Here is a 16,724-nt window from a genome sequence, read left to right as displayed (position 1 = left end):
AATTCAGCCTCTACAAGGCGCAAACCCATGCTAGTACTGGGACTTGAAACCTCTTGCGACGAAACCGGTGTCGCACTTTACGACAGTGAACGCGGGCTTTTGGCCGATGCACTGTTCAGTCAGATCGACCTGCACCGCGCCTATGGCGGCGTCGTGCCGGAGCTGGCCAGCCGTGATCACGTCAAGCGCATGCTGCCGTTGATTCGCCAGGTGCTGGACGATGCCGGTTGCGTTGCGACCGAGATCGACGCCATTGCCTACACTGCCGGCCCTGGACTGGTCGGAGCCCTTCTGGTTGGGGCCTCTTGCGCTCAGGCGCTGGCGTTTGCCTGGGGGATTCCGGCACTCGGCGTGCACCACATGGAGGGTCATTTACTGGCACCCATGCTGGAAAAAACACCGCCGCAGTTCCCGTTCGTCGCTTTGTTGGTTTCGGGCGGTCATACGCAGCTGGTTCAGGTCGATGGGATCGGCCACTACACGCTCCTGGGCGAATCCCTGGACGATGCTGCCGGTGAAGCCTTTGACAAGACCGCGAAGATGATGGGCCTCAATTATCCCGGTGGCCCGGAAATCGCGCGTCTCGCTGAAAGAGGCGTTGCCGGTCGTTACACCTTCCCGCGTCCGATGTGCGATCGCCCTGGCCTGATGTTCAGTTTCAGCGGCCTGAAAACCTCTGCACTCAATACCTGGCAGCACAGCGTCAGCGCCGGGGACGACAGCGAGCAAGCCCGTTGCGACATCGCACTGGCGTTCCAGCAAGCCGTGGTGGAGACTTTGACCATCAAGTGCAAGCGTGCGCTGAAACAGGCGGGCATGAAGCGCCTGGTGATTGCCGGCGGCGTCAGCGCCAACAAGGCACTGCGTGCTTCATTGGAAAAGATGCTCGGCGACATGAAGGGCGATGTGTTCTATGCGCGCCCGGAGTTCTGCACCGACAATGGCGCGATGATCGCCTATGCCGGATGCCAGCGCTTGCAGGCCGGGCAGCACGAAAGCCTGGCGATCAGCGTGCAGGCACGCTGGCCGATGGAGCAGTTGCCGCCGTTGTAAGGCGTTAGCCTGAGCCGGGCTCATCGGGGGTATTTAAAAATGCCGTTCGCGCCCGGCAAACAGGTCGCGTAGATTGCCGCGGTGGCGCCAGACGATCAGCAGTGTCAGCACGCTCATCGGCAACAGCGCCGCCGGTTCTTGCCAGGCCAGCAATGGCAGGGTAAGCGGCGTGGCGATCAGCGCCGCCAGCGAGCTGGTGCGGGTCAGGTAGAACGTCAGCAGCCAGGCGAGCACGGCCAGCAATGCCGCCGGTGGGTAGATCCCCAGGAGCATGCCGGCCGCCGTGGCGACGCCTTTGCCACCGCGGAAGCGAAAGTACAGGGGAAACAGATGGCCCAGGACGGCGCATACGCCCACCCAGGCCTGCTGTTGCAGGGTGAGGCCGGCGAGGCTGGCGATCAGCACGGGCAGCAGGCCTTTGCACAGGTCGCCCAGCAGCGTCAGGACGGCGAGCTTCTTGCCGGCCAGGCGCAACATGTTGGTGGCGCCGGCATTGCCGGAGCCACTCATTCGCGGGTCGGGGTTTCCCGTCAGGCGGCTGAGCAAAATGGCGAAGGACAGCGAGCCGAGCAGGTAGGCGAAAATCGCCAGTGACCAAAACATGCTAACTATTCCGGGCGAGGACGCCCTGATTCTAACGGGGCATTGCGCCCTTGTCGTGCTGCGGAGAAGAGCTTGGACAGAGTGTTTATCGAAGGCCTGGAAGTCGACACCGTGATCGGGGCCTACGACTGGGAGCGCGGGATTCGCCAATGCCTGCGCCTGGACCTGAGCTTCGCCTGGGACAATCGCCCGGCCGCGGCCGGTGACGACCTGACCCTGGCGCTGGATTACGCCAGCGTATCTGCGCGTATCCAGGCCTTTGCCGAGCAGTCCCAGTACCAATTGGTGGAAACCTTCGCCGAGCGCCTGGCCGAGGCCCTGATGAGTGAGTTCCAGATTCCCTGGCTGCACCTCAAGCTGACCAAGCCCGGCGCCGTGCCGGCCGCCAAGGGTGTGGGTGTGGAGATCGAGCGCGGATGTCGCTGACTCAGGTTTACCTTGGTCTCGGTAGCAATATCGAGCGCGAGCCCCATCTGCGTGCCGGCCTTGATGCGTTGGCGACCTTCTTGACGGATATGCACTGTTCGGCGGTGTTCGAAAGTCAGCCGGTGGGCATCAAGAGCGGGCCGTTCTTCAACCTGGTGGTGTCGGCCTACACTGACCTGCCGTTGATGGAGCTGGATCGTCGTCTCAAGTTCATCGAGGCCGACAATGGCCGCTATGCGCCAGATCGCAAGGGCTTGCCGCTGGATATCGACGTGCTGCTGTACGGCGAGCTGGTGGGTAATTTCGACGGCTTGATCCTGCCCAGGGCGGAGATCCTGAAGAACGCTTTTGTGCTGTGGCCGCTGTCGATGATGGTGCCTGATCGCGTGCATCCCGAGGCAGGCAAGACCATGGCTGAGCTGTGGCGTGACGCGCAGATCGATCAAGTGCTGGCGCCTGTCGCGTTTGAGTGGCAGGGCCGACAGCTGACGCCAAGCTCCCTTCTGTAGACGCGAGCTTGTTGCTCCCTCGCCACGAAGACGGTCTTCTACGGTGAGGATTGTTCCTTGTAGGCTTTCAGCGCTTTGAGCCGTTCTCGCTTGAGGGCTTCACCCAGTTGCGGGCCTTTGAAGCCTTTCTCCAGCAACGGCGCCACAGCGACCTCGCGTGCCGCCCGCGCCGCGCCGCGCAAATAATCCGCCTGTGGATAACTACGCTGCTCAAAGCCCTTGCGGCCTCGGGCGTCCATTTCGCAGGCGACCACAAACTCTTCAAAACGCTGCGGCCGGCGGTACACGTCAAAGCTCTGCAGCAACTCCAGCAATGTCGAGGCCTTGAGCTCCAGGGCGCGATGACCATGGGTGTGATATTGGCCAACCAGCAAGGCCAACTCCTGACAATCCCTCGGCACCTTGAAGCGTTCATTGATCGCTTTGATCAGTTTCAACCCCGTGTGCTCGTGGGCAATGTGCTGCGGTAACTTATCCACAGGTGTCAGGCCTTTACCCACATCGTGCAGCAGGCAGGCCCAGCGAACGGTCAGCGGCTGGTTGTGCAAGGCGGCCTGCTCCAGCACGCTCAAGGTGTGTACGCCGGTATCGATTTCGGGGTGATGAGCTTCGGGTTGTGGCACGCCGAACAGTGCATCCACTTCGGGCATCAAGGTTTTCAGCGCATGGCAATCGCGCAGGACCTGGATAAATACCTGGGGTTGATTCTCCATCAATGCCCGGGAGATTTCCTTCCAGCTACGCTCCGGCGTCAGGGCTTCCAGTTCGCCGGACTCGCTGAGTTGGCGCATCAGTTCCAGGGTTTCGGGGGCTACCGTAAAACCCAGGTGTGCATAGCGTGCGCAAAAGCGCGCAACACGCAGTACTCGTAAGGGATCTTCGGCGAACGCGGGGGAGACGTGCCGCAGTATGCGGGCTTCAAGATCGCGCTGGCCGTGGTAGGGGTCGGTCAGGGTGCCGTCATCGTCCTGCGCCATGGCGTTGATGGTCAGGTCGCGACGAATCAGGTCTTCTTCCAGGGTGACGTCGGGGCTGGCATGAAACACAAAGCCGCCATAACCCCGGCCACTCTTGCGTTCGGTGCGGGCCAAGGCGTATTCGTCACCGTTTTTCGGGTCCAGGAACACCGGGAAGTCCGCACCGACCGGCTTAAAGCCCTTGGCCAGCATTTCTTCGGTGGTGGCGCCGACGACCACGCGATCGATGTCAGTGACCGTGATGCCCAGCAAGCGGTCACGCACGGCACCGCCGACTTTATAGATTTTCATGAAAAAGCCTCCATTAGCGCCACAGGATAACGCCTGTGCCCGGTCAATGGAGGCTTTGCCGCTTCAGAGGTGAACGACGGCCAGGTCCAGGCGGCCGTAGTCGTTGTCGTTATGATCGCTGCGTGGCGGTACGTGGTGTGTCTTCATCACTTGGTCGCCTTGCAGGGTTTCCAGGTGAATGTCGAAACCCCACAGTCGGTGCAAGTGCTTGAGTACTTCCTCGGTGGATTCGCCCAGGGGTTTGCGGTCATGTTGCTGGTGACGCAGGGTCAGCGAACGGTCGCCGCGTACATCGATGCTGTAGATCTGCACGTTGGGCTCGCGGTTGCCCAGGTTGTACTGCGCCGCCAGGGTTTCGCGGATGGTGCGGTAGCCGGGCTCGTCGTGGATGGCCGGCACCACCAGGTCATCCTTGAGGTCATCGTCCAGGATGCTGAACAGCTTGAGGTCGCGGATCACCTGGGGCGACAGGTACTGCAGGATAAAACTCTCATCCTTGAAACTGCTCATGGCGAACTTGATGGTGGACAACCAGTCGCTGCCGGCGATTTCCGGGAACCAGCGGCGGTCTTCCTCGGTGGGGTGTTCGCACATGCGCCGGATATCCCGGTACATGGCAAAGCCCAGGGCGTAGGGGTTGATACCGTTGTAATACGGGCTGTCGAAGCCGGGCTGGAACACCACGCTGGTGTGAGAGGTGAGGAATTCCATCATGAAGCCGTCGGTGACCAGGCCCTCGTCATACAAATCGTTCATCAGGGTGTAGTGCCAGAACGTCGCCCAGCCTTCGTTCATCACCTGGGTCTGGCGTTGCGGGTAGAAGTATTGCGCGATCTTGCGCACGATACGCACGATTTCCCGCTGCCACGGCTCCAGCAGCGGTGCGTGTTTTTCCAGAAAATACAGGATGTTTTCCTGAGGTTCGGCGGGGAAGCGTGCATTGTCCTTGTCGCTGTTCTTGCCGGCGCGCTTGGGAATGGTGCGCCACAGGTCGTTGATCTGCTTCTGCAGGTGCTCTTCGCGTTCCTTCTGACGCAGGCGTTCTTCCTCGGCTGAGATCGGATATGGACGCTTGTAGCGGTCGACACCGTAGTTCATCAGGGCATGGCAGGAATCGAGCAGGTCTTCCACCGCATCAATGCCGTGGCGCTCTTCGCACTGCATGATGTACTGCTTGGCGAATACCAGGTAATCGATGATCGAACTGGCATCGGTCCAGGTGCGGAACAGGTAGTTGCCCTTGAAAAAGCTGTTGTGCCCATAGCAGGCGTGCGCCACCACCAGTGCCTGCATGCAGATCGTGTTTTCTTCCATCAGGTACGCGATGCACGGGTCGGAATTGATCACGATCTCGTAGGCCAGGCCCATCTGGCCGCGACTGTAGGACTTCTCGGTGCTGAGGAAGTGTTTGCCGTAGGACCAGTGGTGGTAGCCCAGGGGCATGCCAACCGAGGCGTATGCATCCATCATCTGTTCGGCGGTAATCACTTCGATCTGGTTGGGGTAAGTATCCAGTGCATAACCCGCCGCGATGCGGCTGATTTCCCGGTCATAGGCCTGGATCAGTTCAAAGGTCCACTCGGACCCGGTGGAAATGGGTTGGCGCTTAGTCTCTTTTTTGGCGGTCATGTCACTAACCTGCGCTGGAAGAGTTCACGGAAGACCGGATAGATATCGCCGGCCGAGACCAGTTGCTGCTGGGCGAACGTATCGGCAAAAGCTTCGCCGATGCGCTCGTATTCGAACCACAGGGCCTGGTGCTCACGGGGGGTAATTTCGACGTAGGTGTAATACTGCACGAACGGCATGATCTGGTTGATCAGAATGTCGCGGCAGATCGGCGAGTCGTCGTTCCAGTTGTCGCCGTCGGAGGCCTGGGCGGCGTAAATGTTCCACTCGTTGGCCGGATAACGCTCGGCCATGATCTCTTGCATGAGCTTCAGCGCGCTGGACACGATGGTGCCACCGGTCTCGCGCGAGTAGAAGAATTCCTCTTCGTCCACTTCTCGCGCGCTGGTGTGATGGCGAATGAATACGACGTCGATCTTGTCGTAGTTGCGCTTGAGGAACAGGTACAACAGGATAAAGAAGCGCTTGGCAATATCCTTGGTGGCCTGGGTCATGGAGCCGGACACGTCCATCAGGCAAAACATCACGGCCTTCGAGCTGGGGTTGGGCTGTTTGACCAGCAGGTTGTACTTAAGGTCGAAGGTGTCGAGGAACGGTACGCGGTGAATGCGCGCGCTGAGTTTCTCGATTTCCGCCTCTATTTCCTGGATATCGCCGAAGTTGTCCGGTTCTTCACGTTTCAGGCGCGCCAACTCTTCCTTGGCATCCTTCAATTTGGCGCGACTGCTGCCCGACAGAGCGATACGTCGCGCATGGGCCGAACGCAGGGTACGGATGATGTTGATGCGCGAGGGGTTGCCCTCGTTGCTGATACCGGCGCGCACGGTCTTGAAGGTGTCGGTGCCGGTCAGGTTGCGTTTGACCAGATTGGGCAGTTCCAGGTCCTCGAACATGAATTCGAGAAATTCTTCCTGGGTGATCTGGAACACGAACTCATCCATGCCTTCGCCGGAGTTACCGGCTTTGCCTGGGCCTTTACCGCCGCCACCGCCCTGGGGGCGCTGGATATGTTCGCCGGTGGTGAACTCTTTGTTGCCTGGGTGCACGACGGTCTGTTTCCCGCCTCGGCCGTGGTGCAGCACCGGTTCGTCGATGTCTCTTCCGGGAATACTGATTTGTTCGCCATGCTCCATATCGGTGATGGAGCGACGGCTGACGGCCTCTTCAACCGCCTTTTTGATGTGGTCACGGTAACGCCGCAGGAAACGCTGGCGGTTTACCGTGCTCTTGTTCTTGCCATTGAGGCGTCGGTCGATCACATAGCTCATAGGCCCCTCCGGGGAGCTTCAAGTCGTAAGCTTCAAGCTGCAAGAGAGAGCCCGCTGATGTTCGAATCAGTGGCTTTTCTCTTGCAGCTTGTCGCTGGAAGCTTGCAGCTGCTTCTCTCACTGCGATTTCCGGACCCGTAGGTACCATTCCGACAGAAGCCGTACCTGTTTGTCGGTGTAGCCACGCTCGACCATTCGTGTGACGAAGTCGTTGTGTTTTTGCTGATCCTCCTTGCTGGCCTTGGCGTTGAAGCTGATGACCGGCAGCAGATCCTCGGTGTTGGAGAACATTTTCTTCTCGATGACCACCCGCAGCTTCTCGTAGCTGAGCCAGGTAGGGTTTTTGCCGTTGTTGTTGGCACGGGCGCGCAGCACGAAGTTGACGATCTCGTTGCGGAAATCCTTAGGATTGCTGATGCCGGCCGGTTTTTCGATTTTTTCCAGCTCCTCGTTGAGGGCCACGCGATTGAGGATTTCGCCGGTTTCCGGGTCGCGGTATTCCTGGTCCTGGATCCAGAAGTCCGCATACAGCACGTAGCGGTCGAAGATGTTCTGGCCGTATTCGCTGTAGGACTCCAGGTATGCGGTCTGGATTTCCTTGCCAATGAACTCGATGTAGCGCGGCGCCAGGTATTCCTTGAGGAAGCGCAGGTAGCGCTCGCGGGTTTCGGCCTGGAATTGCTCCTGTTCGATCTGCTGTTCCAGCACATAGAGCAGGTGCACCGGGTTGGCGGCGATTTCGTGGGGATCGAAGTTGAAGACTTTGGACAGAATCTTGAACGCAAAGCGCGTCGACAGACCGTTCATGCCTTCATCAACGCCTGCCGTGTCGCGGTATTCCTGTATCGACTTGGCCTTGGGGTCGGTGTCCTTGAGGTTTTCGCCGTCGTATACGCGCATCTTCGAATAGATATTCGAGTTTTCCGGCTCTTTGAGGCGCGACAGTACGGTGAACTGCGCGAGCATCTTCAGGGTGTCGGGTGCGCAATGGGCCTTGGCCAGGGAGCTGTTGAACAGCAGTTTGTCGTAGATCTTGATCTCATCGCTGACCCGCAGGCAGTACGGCACCTTGACGATATAGATCCGGTCGATGAAGGCTTCGTTGTTCTTGTTGTTGCGGAAGGTGTGCCATTCCGATTCGTTGGAGTGAGCCAGCAGGATCCCGGTGAACGGGATCGCGCCCAGCCCTTCGGTGCTGTTGTAGTTGCCTTCCTGCGTCGCGGTGAGCAATGGGTGCAGCACCTTGATCGGTGCCTTGAACATTTCCACGAACTCCATCAGGCCCTGGTTGGCCCGGCACAGTGCGCCCGAGTAGCTGTAGGCGTCGGCGTCGTTCTGTGGGAATTCTTCGAGTTTGCGGATATCGACCTTGCCCACCAGCGCCGAAATATCCTGGTTGTTCTCATCCCCCGGCTCGGTCTTGGCCACACCGATCTGGTTGAGGATCGATGGGTACAGTTTCACCACGCGGAACTGGCTGATATCACCGCCGAACTCGGCCAGGCGTTTGGTGGCCCAAGGCGACATGATGGTGTTGAGATAGCGCCGTGGGATGCCGAAGTCTTCTTCGAGGATCGCGCCATCTTCCGTGGCGTTGAACAGGCCCAGGGGCGACTCGAACACCGGCGAGCCCTTGATCGCATAGAACGGCACTTTCTCGATCAGTTGTTTGAGTTTTTCGGCCAGGGACGATTTGCCGCCGCCGACGGGGCCGAGCAGGTAGAGGATCTGTTTCTTCTCTTCCAGGCCTTGGGCGGCGTGGCGGAAGTAGGAGACGATCTGGTCGATGCATTCTTCCATTCCGTGGAAGTCTTCAAAGGCCGGGTAGCGGCGGATCACCTTGTTGGAAAAGATTCGCGACAGGCGCGAATTGTTCGAGGTGTCTATCAGCTGCGGCTCGCCTATCGCCAGCAGCAGGCGTTCGGCGGCGGATGCGTAGGTGCTGCGGTCCTGTTTGCACAGTTCGAGATACTCTTGAAGCGTGAGTTCCTCCTGCTGTGTGGACGCGAAGCGTTGCTGGAAGTGGCTAAAAATACTCATGACGTCGTCACCTCGCTCGATACGTGGAGCCGACGCCGGATCAATCAGTCGATGCTGGCAGTCATTGACGATCGCCAATGACTGTTTTCCCCCCAGAACACCCTAAACGCTACCGATGACCCGCACGCCGGTGTACCGGCTCTCCCCTGATTTGGATGGCCTGCGCTTAAGGATAGTCGGAATCGGAGAGGGCAAGGGACGATGAGCAATTAGTTTGGCCGCGCCGTTCGTCAGAAACGGTGCGAGCCCAAGCGTCACGCGGGGTAGCGGGGTGTGAAAAAAATTATTGCGAATCGCCGGAAGAAATTTCCGCGGGATAGGTCGTACGCCACAACTCAAAACCGCCGTCCAGGCTATAGACATCAGAGAAGCCCTGGCTGATCAGGTAGGCGGCGGCGCTCTGGCTGGAGTTGCCGTGGTAGCAGGCCACGATCACCGGTGCGTCGAGGTCGGCGGCGCGGATGAAATCGGCGATGTTGACGTTGTCCAAGTGCTGGGCACCAGTGATGTGAGCGGCCGCGTAGGTCGGCTGGTCACGAATGTCGACGACTACCGCACCTCGCTCGCGCAAGGCCTGGGCTTGTTCGGGAGGGATACGTTTGAATTCGCTCATGGCGGGCTCCTATGGCTGTATGGCGGCCGGCTGTGTAGTGGGAGGGGAGGACTGGCATTGGCACCTGTGGCGCTCGCCCGTGTCGATGTTCATCAGGGTCATGGCGCCACCCCACACGCAGCCGGTGTCGAGGGCGAACACGCCGGGTTCGTCGCATTTGCCTTCCAGGGCCGCCCAGTGGCCGAAGATGATCTTCGTGTCACGGGTCTTGCGCTCCTTGTGGGCGAACCAGGGCTTGTAGCCGGGCAGGGCGGTGTCGGCACCTTCCTTGCTTTTGAGGTCCAGCTTGCCTTCGGCCGTGCAGAAGCGCATGCGCGTGAAGTAATTGGTGATGACCCGCAGGCGGGCAACGCCAGTCAGGTCGTTGTCCCATTTGACTGGCTCGTTGCCGTACATGCCGTCGAGATAGGCGGTGTACAGGCTGTCTTCGGCAAGCGCATGTTCGACTTCGGCGGCGCACTTGAGGGCTTTCTTCAACGTCCACTGCGGTGGGATGCCGGCATGGACCAGGGCCATGTTGCGGGCGTCGTCGTAATGCATGATCTTTTGTCGGCGCAGCCAGTCGAGCAAGTCGGCGTGATCGGGTGCTTCGAGGATTTCGCGCAGGGTGTCGCCCTTTTTCAGGCGCTCGATGTTATTAGCGGCCGCCAGCAGGTGCAGGTCGTGGTTGCCCAGCACGCACACCAATGAATCACGCAGGTTATACAGGTAACGCAGGGTCTGCAGGGACTCGGGGCCGCGATTGACCAGGTCACCCACCAACCACAGGCGATCATGCGCCGGGTCGAAGGCCACGCGTTCAAGCAGGCACTTGAGCGGCTCCAGGCAGCCTTGCAGGTCGCCGACTGCGTACGTCGCCATCAGTGCAGGGCCCCCGGCACGGCGAGGCGGAAAGGCTTGATGATGGCGTCGAACACTTTGCCATCAGTGGCTTTCATCTGATACGAACCTTCCATGGTGCCAACCTTGGAGGTCATGACCGTGCCGCTGCTGTAGGTATGGCTGGCGCCAACGTCGATCAGCGGTTGCTGGCCGACAACACCCGCGCCGCGCACTTCCTCTTTTTGGCCATCACCGTCGGTGATCACCCAATGGCGTGACAGCAGCTTGGCCGGCACCTGCCCGTTGTTCTTCACCGTGATGGTGTAGGCAAAGGCGAAACGGTTGTGTTCAGGTTGCGATTGGTCCGCCAGAAAGCGGGTGACGACGCTGACGTCGATCTGGTAGCGAGGATCGGACATGCAAGAGGCCTTAAAAGCAAAAGCGGAGGACAGCAGATGCGGATCAGTCTAGGCCAAGAGGTGGGCACTAAGCCAGACGTGCTGTCTGGTATGACGCAGTTCAAATGTGGGAGGGAGCAAGTCGAATCGTCGCAGCGCCCCTCCCACATCTGGATCGCGTTGTCCTTCTGCCTTATTCCGCTGCGGGCGCAGGCTGGATGGCCAACTGGTCAGCCAGGCGCACGAACGCGGCCAGGTCCAGTTGCTCGGGGCGCAGGCTGCCGTCGACGCCGGCGGCTTCGATTTCAGCGTTGCTGAGCAGGGCCTTGAGCGTGTTGCGCAGGGTCTTGCGGCGTTGGTTGAACGCCTCGCGCACCACGCGTTCCAGCAGCTTGTGATCCTTGGCCGGGTGCGGCAGTACGGCGTGGGGCACCAGGCGGACAATGGCCGAGTCGACCTTCGGCGGCGGGTTGAACGCGCCCGGGCCGACGTTGAACAGGTGTTCGACGCGGCAGTGGTACTGGACCATGATCGACAAACGGCCCCAATCACCACCGCCAGGGCCGGCGGCCAGGCGTTCCACCACTTCCTTTTGCAGCATGAAGTGCATGTCGCGGATGATCCCGGCGTTGTTCAGCAGGTGGAAAATCAGCGGCGTCGAGATGTTGTACGGCAGGTTGCCCACCACGCGCAGGCTGTTGGGCGCGGCGTTGAGGGTATTGAAGTCGAACTTCAGTGCGTCGCCCTGGTGCAGGTTGAAGTTGGATTTGCCGGCGAACTGCTGGTTGAGGATCGGGATCAGGTCCTTGTCCAGTTCAACCACGTCCAACTGACCACCGCTGGCCAGCAGACCTTGGGTCAGTGCACCCTGGCCCGGGCCGATTTCCAGCAGGCGATCTTCAGGCTTGGCATGGATGGAGCGCAGGATACGGTCGATCACGCCAGCGTCGTGCAGGAAGTTTTGCCCGAAACGCTTGCGCGCCCGGTGTTGGTAATGCTCGGTCATATACGGGTCTCGGCCATCTGATAGGCGGTTTCCAGTGCCACAAGCAGGCTGCCAGTGTCGATCTTGCCGCTGCCCGCCAGGTCCAGGGCGGTGCCATGGTCGACGGAGGTGCGGATGATCGGCAGGCCCAGTGTCACGTTGACGGCGGCGCCGAAGCCTTTGTATTTCAGCACCGGCAGCCCCTGGTCGTGGTACATCGCCAGCACTGCGTCGCAGTGCTCCAGATATTTGGGGGTAAACAGAGTGTCCGCAGGCAGTGGGCCACGCAGGTCCATGCCTTCTTGGCGCAGACGCTCCAGGGTGGGTTCGATAATGTCGATTTCTTCATGGCCCAAGTGGCCGCCTTCACCGGCGTGGGGGTTAAGCCCACAGACCAGGATGCGCGGTTGGGCGATGCCGAATTTGTGTTGCAGGTCGGCATGCAGGATGCGTGTCACACGCTCCAGCCGCTCGACGGTAATGGCGTCCGCAATGTCGCGCAGTGGCAGGTGCGTAGTCACCAGGGCGACGCGCAGGCCGCGCGTGGCCAGCATCATGACCACTTGAGCGGTGTGGGTCAGTTCGGCAAGGAATTCGGTATGGCCGGAAAAGGCGATCCCGGATTCGTTGATCACACCCTTGTGGACCGGGGCGGTGATCATGCCGGCGAAGTCGCCGTCGAGGCAGCCTTGCCCGGCGCGGGTCAGGGTTTCCAGCACAAACGCGGCATTGGCCTTGTCCAGTTGCCCGGCAACCACCTTGGCCTGCAGCGGGGTATCCCACACATACAGGCTGCCCGCCGGTGCCGGCAGGTCGGGCCAGTTGCCTGGCGCGGCGTCCAGCAGGTTGACAGCCACGCCCAACTGCGCGGCCCGCTCAAGGAGCAGGTCGCGGCTGGTAATGGCGATCAGGGGGTGTGGCTGGGGTTGCGAGGCGAGCAGCAGGCACAGGTCTGGACCAATGCCGGCCGGCTCGCCGGGTGTTACCGCGAAACGCTGGGGTTTCACTGTACTGCCTGGTCGGTGCCTGTTTGCTCGGCGCCTGGCAGCTTGTTCTCGACGTAGGCTTCGTCACGGATCTGACGCAACCAGGTCTGCAGCTCTTCGTCGTATTTGCGGTTGCGCAGTACGCTCAGTGCTTGTTGCTCGCGGGCCTGACTGGTGTTGTCAGTGGCGCGACGGCCAAGGACTTCCAGGACATGCCAGCCGTATTGAGTCTTGAACGGCTTGGACAGTACGCCTTGCGGAGTGTCAGCCATCACTTGCTGGAATTCCGGCACCAGGGCTTTCGGGTCGATCCAGTTCAGGTCGCCGCCGTTGAGGGCCGAACCCGGGTCTTCCGAGAAGCTCTTGGCCAGGGTGGCGAAGTCTTCACCGCTTTGGATGCGGTCATAGATCTTCTGGGCCAGTTCCTTGGTTTGCGCTTCGCTGCGGATTTCGCTTGGTTTGACCAGGATATGGCGCACATGCACTTCGTCTTTCAGCGAGGTCTCGCCACCACGACGTTCCAGCAGCTTCAGGATGATGAAACCACCTGGGGTGCGGGCCGGCTGGGTGATGCCACCGACTTCCATGGCGCTCAGTTCGCGGTCGAACGGAGGGGGCAGTTGAGCGGCTTTACGCCAGCCCATGTCACCGCCTTCAAGGGCGTTGTCGCTGCCGGATTGGGCGATTGCCATCTGGGCGAAATCAGCACCGGCCTTCAAGCGCTCATAGATAGCCTGGGTCTTGGCGGCGGCGGCATTGAGCTGCTCGGAGTTGGCGCTGTCCGGGGTTGGAATCAGGATATTGGCCAAGTGCAGTTCTTCGGAAAGCTGCATCTTGCCCAGGTCCGATGCCAGGAAGTTCTTCACTTCCTGCTCGGACACCTGGACCCGCTCGGCCACACGGCGCTGGCGCACACGGCTGATGATCATCTCGCGGCGGATCTGGTCACGGGCGTCTTCATAGGAAAGACCGTCGTGGGCCAGGGCGGCGCGGAATTGATCGATGCTCATGTTGTTGCGCTGGGCAATGGTGCCGACAGCCTGGTTCAGTTCTTCGTCCGAGATACGGATACCGGAACGCTCACCGATCTGCAGTTGCAGGTTTTCGACGATCAGGCGTTCGAGCACCTGTTGGTCCAGCACGCTGGTAGGCGGCACACCACCGCCACGCTTGGCGATGGTTTGCTGAACTTCCTTGACCCGCTGGTCCAGTTGGCTCTGCATGATCACGTCGTTATCGACGATGGCCACCACTTTATCCAGCTGTTGAACCGCGGCGTGTGCCGATGCGGCCCCCAGGAACAGCGCGCCCAGCACGAGCGGGCGCAGACAATCAGAAAGCTTGGTTTTCACGTTCACGATAACCTTCAATGCCTTTGTCGAGGAAGCTCTCTACCTTGGCGCCGGTCAGGCCGCCGAGTCCTTTGAGGACGATTTGGAAGAAGAGCCCGTGGTCACCCTTTTCGTTAAGCGGGGCGAGCTGGCTGTATTCGTCGTTGGCAACCCAGTAACGGTTGATGACGCGCAGTTTCCAGCAGCAGTTGTCGTACTCGAAACCACCGAAGGCTTCCAGGGTACGGTTGCGGGCGTAGTCATACTGCCAGCGTGTGATCAGGTTCCACTGTGGAATGATCGGCCACATCATCGAGAAGTCGTGTTGCTGGATTTTGTAGTAATCCTTCACGAAGTTCGGATCACCCGGCTGACCATAGTCACCACCGAACTGCCATTTACCAGTCAACTGGTTGTAGACCACCTGGTCGTTGCGATAGCGGTAACCCAGGTTGACGACCTTGTTCGGGTTGTCTTCCGGCTGGTAGTGGAACATGGCGCTGCCGGAGCGGGCGCGGTGCTCCTCGGTGTCCCAGTTGTAGTCGGCGGTCGCACGCCAGTCACGGTTGAAACGGAACTCGTATTCGAGTGCGACTGGCGATACATCTGACTGCGCATCGGCACGGTCAGCCGCCAGGATACCCGGCAGTTGCACCTCGCGGTCTTTGAAGTACACGGCCTGGCCGACGCTTACGCGCTGGCGCTCAAAGCCGTTTTCTTCGATCCAGCGACTGGTGACACCCAGGGACAGTTTGTTCTCGTCACCGATCCGGTCGGAACCGCTGAAGCGGTTGTCGCGGAACAGCGAGCTGTAGCTGAAGGTGTACTCGCTGGTATCGAAGATCGGGATATCGCTCTGGTCTTTATTCGGAACATAAAGGTAGAACGCACGCGGTTCGAGGGTCTGGCGGTAGTCTTTGCCGAACCAGTTGGTGTTGCGATCGAAATACAGGCCGCTATCGATGCTGGCAACTGGAACTGCGCGGTCCTGGGAGCTTTTGAATTCGTCTCCCGCGGCCAGCGAATTCTTGCCGATGGTATCGAGGTCGAGGTCGTACTTGGTGTAAACGTATTTCAGTTTCGGTGTGATGAAACCGTACGTTGTTTCAAGCGGAAGCGACATGCTCGGCGCCAGGTTCAGACGCGTGCCGTTTGCACGGGTCAGGCCTCTGACATTGGTATCCAGGCGAGCGGTGGTTACACCGTCTTTATCAGTGAAGTTGCCGTTCTGAAGATCCCGATCAAATCTTACCGCTTCGGTCTCATAGGCGAACTTCAGCCCGCCCGGACTGTACGGCAGCGCACCATTGAAGGTGATCTGCGGCAGCCGGTCATACGGCGTGATCTGGGAAATGGTCGCCAGCTGGTACGCCTGGACGTTCAGCCGTGCCTGATAGGAATCGCCACGATAGGTGACAGCGCCTTGCTGGTTCAGGAAATCCCGGGATTCCACACCGATCTGGTTGGTCTTCAGATCCTGGAAGTAATAAGGATCGCTGATCTCGGTATAGTCGACCAGGGTCGATACACGCGAATCCAACCCACCCTTATGCTGCCAGTTGAGCATGTACCGAGTCTTTTCATAATCGGTCTGCTTCTTGCGCTCGTCGCTGTCGTCGTTCAGGTACGCGCCGCCGAACTGGCCTTCGCTGGACTTGGTGAGGTAGCGGAATTCGCCTTCCATCAACAGGCCGCGCTTGGTCATGTATTGCGGGTACAACGTGGCGTCGTAGTTCGGCGCCAGGTTGAAGTAGTACGGTGTGGTCAGCGTGAAGCCGGTTTCGCTGCCGGTGCTGAAGCTCGGCGGCAGGAAGCCGGACTGACGACGGTCGTCGATCGGGAAATAGATGTAAGGGGTGTACAGGATCGGGATGTTCTTGATCCGCAGCGTCGCGTTGGTGGCCGTACCGAAACCGGTGGCCGGGTTCAACGTGATGTTGTTGCCCTTGAGCTGCCAGGCGTTGCTGTCTGGCTCGCAGGTGGTGTACGTACCGTCCTTGAGACGGATGATCGCGTTTTCGGCGCGCTTGGCGTACAGCGCGTTACCGCGGATACGCGACTTGTGCAGCACGTATTCGGCGTTGTCGATCTGCGCCGCACCGGTGTCCAGCTGAACCTCGGCGTGGTCGCCGACGATCAGGGCACCGTTGTCGCGCAGGCGCACGTTGCCATTGAGCTCGCCGCGGCTCTCGGCCTGGTACAGGCTCGCCTCTTCGGCTTCAAGCTGCATGCTGCCCTGGCGCATGACAACGTCACCGGCCAGGGTTGCGACTTGCTGTTCCTGCTCGTAACGAGAGGCTTTGGCACCGATGAAGGTGGGCGCATCGCTCTTGTTCGTCTTGTCGTTCATGCCAGGACGCGTCGGCTCGATGTACGCACCGCTGCAATAAGGACCGGTTTCGGCCAGCTGGGCCGCGGTCAACTTTTCGCGGGGCACCCAGTCCAAGTGGCTGTAGTCGGCGCTGCGCGAACGCAGGCCACGGCCCTTGGCGTCGGTGACCAGTGCGGTCTTGGGCTCGGCCGCGGCACTGCCACCAGCCTCGGCCTGCGCCGTGCTGTTGGCCGAGCTGACGGCAGCGCCGTCATGCACCGGGCGCGGTGGCAATGGGGCTGCGGCGGTTTTTGGCGCGCAATCCCAGGCACCCGAAGCAGAGACTGAGCAGTCATACTGTTCCGCGGCGACCACGAATGAGGTGGCGAAGGGTTGCAAGGCCAGCAGACTGCCGGTTACCAGCAACGGAAATTTTCTACGAAACGCGGGGGATTTCAATGCCATCTTATTAGTCCGGGCTT

Annotated in this window: 15 protein-coding genes; 3 read left to right on the top strand and 12 right to left on the bottom strand. The window is 60.1% G+C overall.

The annotated features are described in order from the left end of the window. Positions 1–27 precede the first annotated feature (27 nt). On the top strand, positions 28–1,053 hold the full coding sequence (gene tsaD, locus V6M90_RS19005) for a tRNA (adenosine(37)-N6)-threonylcarbamoyltransferase complex transferase subunit TsaD (protein ID WP_332846945.1): 1,026 nt from the start codon (positions 28–30) through the stop codon (positions 1,051–1,053). Between the two features lie 33 nt (positions 1,054–1,086). On the opposite strand, the gene plsY is transcribed toward tsaD, so the two are convergent. Next, positions 1,087–1,656: a glycerol-3-phosphate 1-O-acyltransferase PlsY gene (gene plsY / locus V6M90_RS19000; RefSeq protein ID WP_003176486.1), complete on the bottom strand. Its 570-nt coding sequence runs from the start codon at positions 1,654–1,656 to the stop codon at positions 1,087–1,089. A gap of 72 nt (positions 1,657–1,728) precedes the next feature. Between plsY and folB the strand changes: the two genes are divergently transcribed. Then, complete coding sequence (folB, locus tag V6M90_RS18995; RefSeq protein WP_003176485.1) at positions 1,729–2,082, top strand: dihydroneopterin aldolase; 354 nt, start codon at positions 1,729–1,731, stop codon at positions 2,080–2,082. After that, the gene (gene folK / locus V6M90_RS18990; protein ID WP_003176484.1) at positions 2,073–2,591 is read left to right on the top strand and encodes a 2-amino-4-hydroxy-6-hydroxymethyldihydropteridine diphosphokinase; all 519 of its coding nucleotides are present in this window, start codon (positions 2,073–2,075) and stop codon (positions 2,589–2,591) included. Before folB ends, folK begins: the two co-directional genes overlap by 10 nt. A gap of 38 nt (positions 2,592–2,629) precedes the next feature. Here folK and V6M90_RS18985 read toward each other — a convergent pair whose 3' ends face one another. From V6M90_RS18985 to V6M90_RS18935, 11 genes are all read right to left on the bottom strand, one after another. Beyond that, entirely contained in the window at positions 2,630–3,859 is a 1,230-nt protein-coding gene (locus tag V6M90_RS18985) for a multifunctional CCA addition/repair protein (RefSeq protein ID WP_332846944.1), read from the bottom strand. 63 nt (positions 3,860–3,922) lie between these two features. Further along, positions 3,923–5,488, bottom strand: coding sequence for a SpoVR family protein (locus V6M90_RS18980; protein ID WP_078734916.1), 1,566 nt, complete (start codon positions 5,486–5,488; stop codon positions 3,923–3,925). Beyond that, positions 5,485–6,756: a YeaH/YhbH family protein gene (locus tag V6M90_RS18975; RefSeq protein ID WP_078826310.1), complete on the bottom strand. Its 1,272-nt coding sequence runs from the start codon at positions 6,754–6,756 to the stop codon at positions 5,485–5,487. Before V6M90_RS18975 ends, V6M90_RS18980 begins: the two co-directional genes overlap by 4 nt. A gap of 117 nt (positions 6,757–6,873) precedes the next feature. Beyond that, positions 6,874–8,796 (bottom strand): PrkA family serine protein kinase, encoded by a 1,923-nt coding sequence (locus V6M90_RS18970; protein ID WP_003176479.1) that lies wholly within the window; start codon positions 8,794–8,796, stop codon positions 6,874–6,876. A 283-nt stretch (positions 8,797–9,079) separates the two neighbouring features. After that, complete coding sequence (glpE, locus tag V6M90_RS18965; protein WP_003176478.1) at positions 9,080–9,409, bottom strand: thiosulfate sulfurtransferase GlpE; 330 nt, start codon at positions 9,407–9,409, stop codon at positions 9,080–9,082. Between the two features lie 9 nt (positions 9,410–9,418). After that, entirely contained in the window at positions 9,419–10,270 is an 852-nt protein-coding gene (locus tag V6M90_RS18960; protein WP_332846943.1) for a symmetrical bis(5'-nucleosyl)-tetraphosphatase, read from the bottom strand. Then, entirely contained in the window at positions 10,270–10,650 is a 381-nt protein-coding gene (apaG, locus tag V6M90_RS18955) for a Co2+/Mg2+ efflux protein ApaG (protein WP_078826307.1), read from the bottom strand. The genes V6M90_RS18960 and apaG overlap by 1 nt, the downstream gene beginning before the upstream one ends. A gap of 172 nt (positions 10,651–10,822) precedes the next feature. Beyond that, complete coding sequence (gene rsmA / locus V6M90_RS18950; RefSeq protein ID WP_003176475.1) at positions 10,823–11,635, bottom strand: 16S rRNA (adenine(1518)-N(6)/adenine(1519)-N(6))-dimethyltransferase RsmA; 813 nt, start codon at positions 11,633–11,635, stop codon at positions 10,823–10,825. Next, the gene (gene pdxA / locus V6M90_RS18945) at positions 11,632–12,621 is read right to left on the bottom strand and encodes a 4-hydroxythreonine-4-phosphate dehydrogenase PdxA (RefSeq protein ID WP_003176474.1); all 990 of its coding nucleotides are present in this window, start codon (positions 12,619–12,621) and stop codon (positions 11,632–11,634) included. The genes rsmA and pdxA overlap by 4 nt, the downstream gene beginning before the upstream one ends. Further along, positions 12,618–13,958: a peptidylprolyl isomerase gene (locus V6M90_RS18940; RefSeq protein ID WP_042945362.1), complete on the bottom strand. Its 1,341-nt coding sequence runs from the start codon at positions 13,956–13,958 to the stop codon at positions 12,618–12,620. The genes pdxA and V6M90_RS18940 overlap by 4 nt, the downstream gene beginning before the upstream one ends. Further along, the gene (locus V6M90_RS18935) at positions 13,933–16,707 is read right to left on the bottom strand and encodes an LPS-assembly protein LptD (RefSeq protein WP_003176472.1); all 2,775 of its coding nucleotides are present in this window, start codon (positions 16,705–16,707) and stop codon (positions 13,933–13,935) included. The genes V6M90_RS18940 and V6M90_RS18935 overlap by 26 nt, the downstream gene beginning before the upstream one ends. Between the last annotated feature and the right edge of the window lie 17 nt (positions 16,708–16,724).

Source organism: Pseudomonas lactucae, from assembly GCF_036688725.1.
Classification (GTDB): domain Bacteria; phylum Pseudomonadota; class Gammaproteobacteria; order Pseudomonadales; family Pseudomonadaceae; genus Aquipseudomonas; species Aquipseudomonas lactucae.
Note: the sequence above shows the minus strand (reverse complement) of the source record. Positions and strands in the feature narration are given on the sequence as shown.

Coding starts and splice junctions, on each gene's coding strand:
- tsaD (WP_332846945.1), top strand. CDS start 28: ATGCTAGTACTGGGACTTGAAACCTCTTGCGACGAAACCGGTGTCGCA.
- plsY (WP_003176486.1), bottom strand. CDS start 1,656: ATGTTTTGGTCACTGGCGATTTTCGCCTACCTGCTCGGCTCGCTGTCC.
- folK (WP_003176484.1), top strand. CDS start 2,073: ATGTCGCTGACTCAGGTTTACCTTGGTCTCGGTAGCAATATCGAGCGC.
- V6M90_RS18985 (WP_332846944.1), bottom strand. CDS start 3,859: ATGAAAATCTATAAAGTCGGCGGTGCCGTGCGTGACCGCTTGCTGGGC.
- V6M90_RS18980 (WP_078734916.1), bottom strand. CDS start 5,488: ATGACCGCCAAAAAAGAGACTAAGCGCCAACCCATTTCCACCGGGTCC.
- V6M90_RS18975 (WP_078826310.1), bottom strand. CDS start 6,756: ATGAGCTATGTGATCGACCGACGCCTCAATGGCAAGAACAAGAGCACG.
- V6M90_RS18970 (WP_003176479.1), bottom strand. CDS start 8,796: ATGAGTATTTTTAGCCACTTCCAGCAACGCTTCGCGTCCACACAGCAG.
- glpE (WP_003176478.1), bottom strand. CDS start 9,409: ATGAGCGAATTCAAACGTATCCCTCCCGAACAAGCCCAGGCCTTGCGC.
- V6M90_RS18960 (WP_332846943.1), bottom strand. CDS start 10,270: ATGGCGACGTACGCAGTCGGCGACCTGCAAGGCTGCCTGGAGCCGCTC.
- apaG (WP_078826307.1), bottom strand. CDS start 10,650: ATGTCCGATCCTCGCTACCAGATCGACGTCAGCGTCGTCACCCGCTTT.
- rsmA (WP_003176475.1), bottom strand. CDS start 11,635: ATGACCGAGCATTACCAACACCGGGCGCGCAAGCGTTTCGGGCAAAAC.
- V6M90_RS18935 (WP_003176472.1), bottom strand. CDS start 16,707: ATGGCATTGAAATCCCCCGCGTTTCGTAGAAAATTTCCGTTGCTGGTA.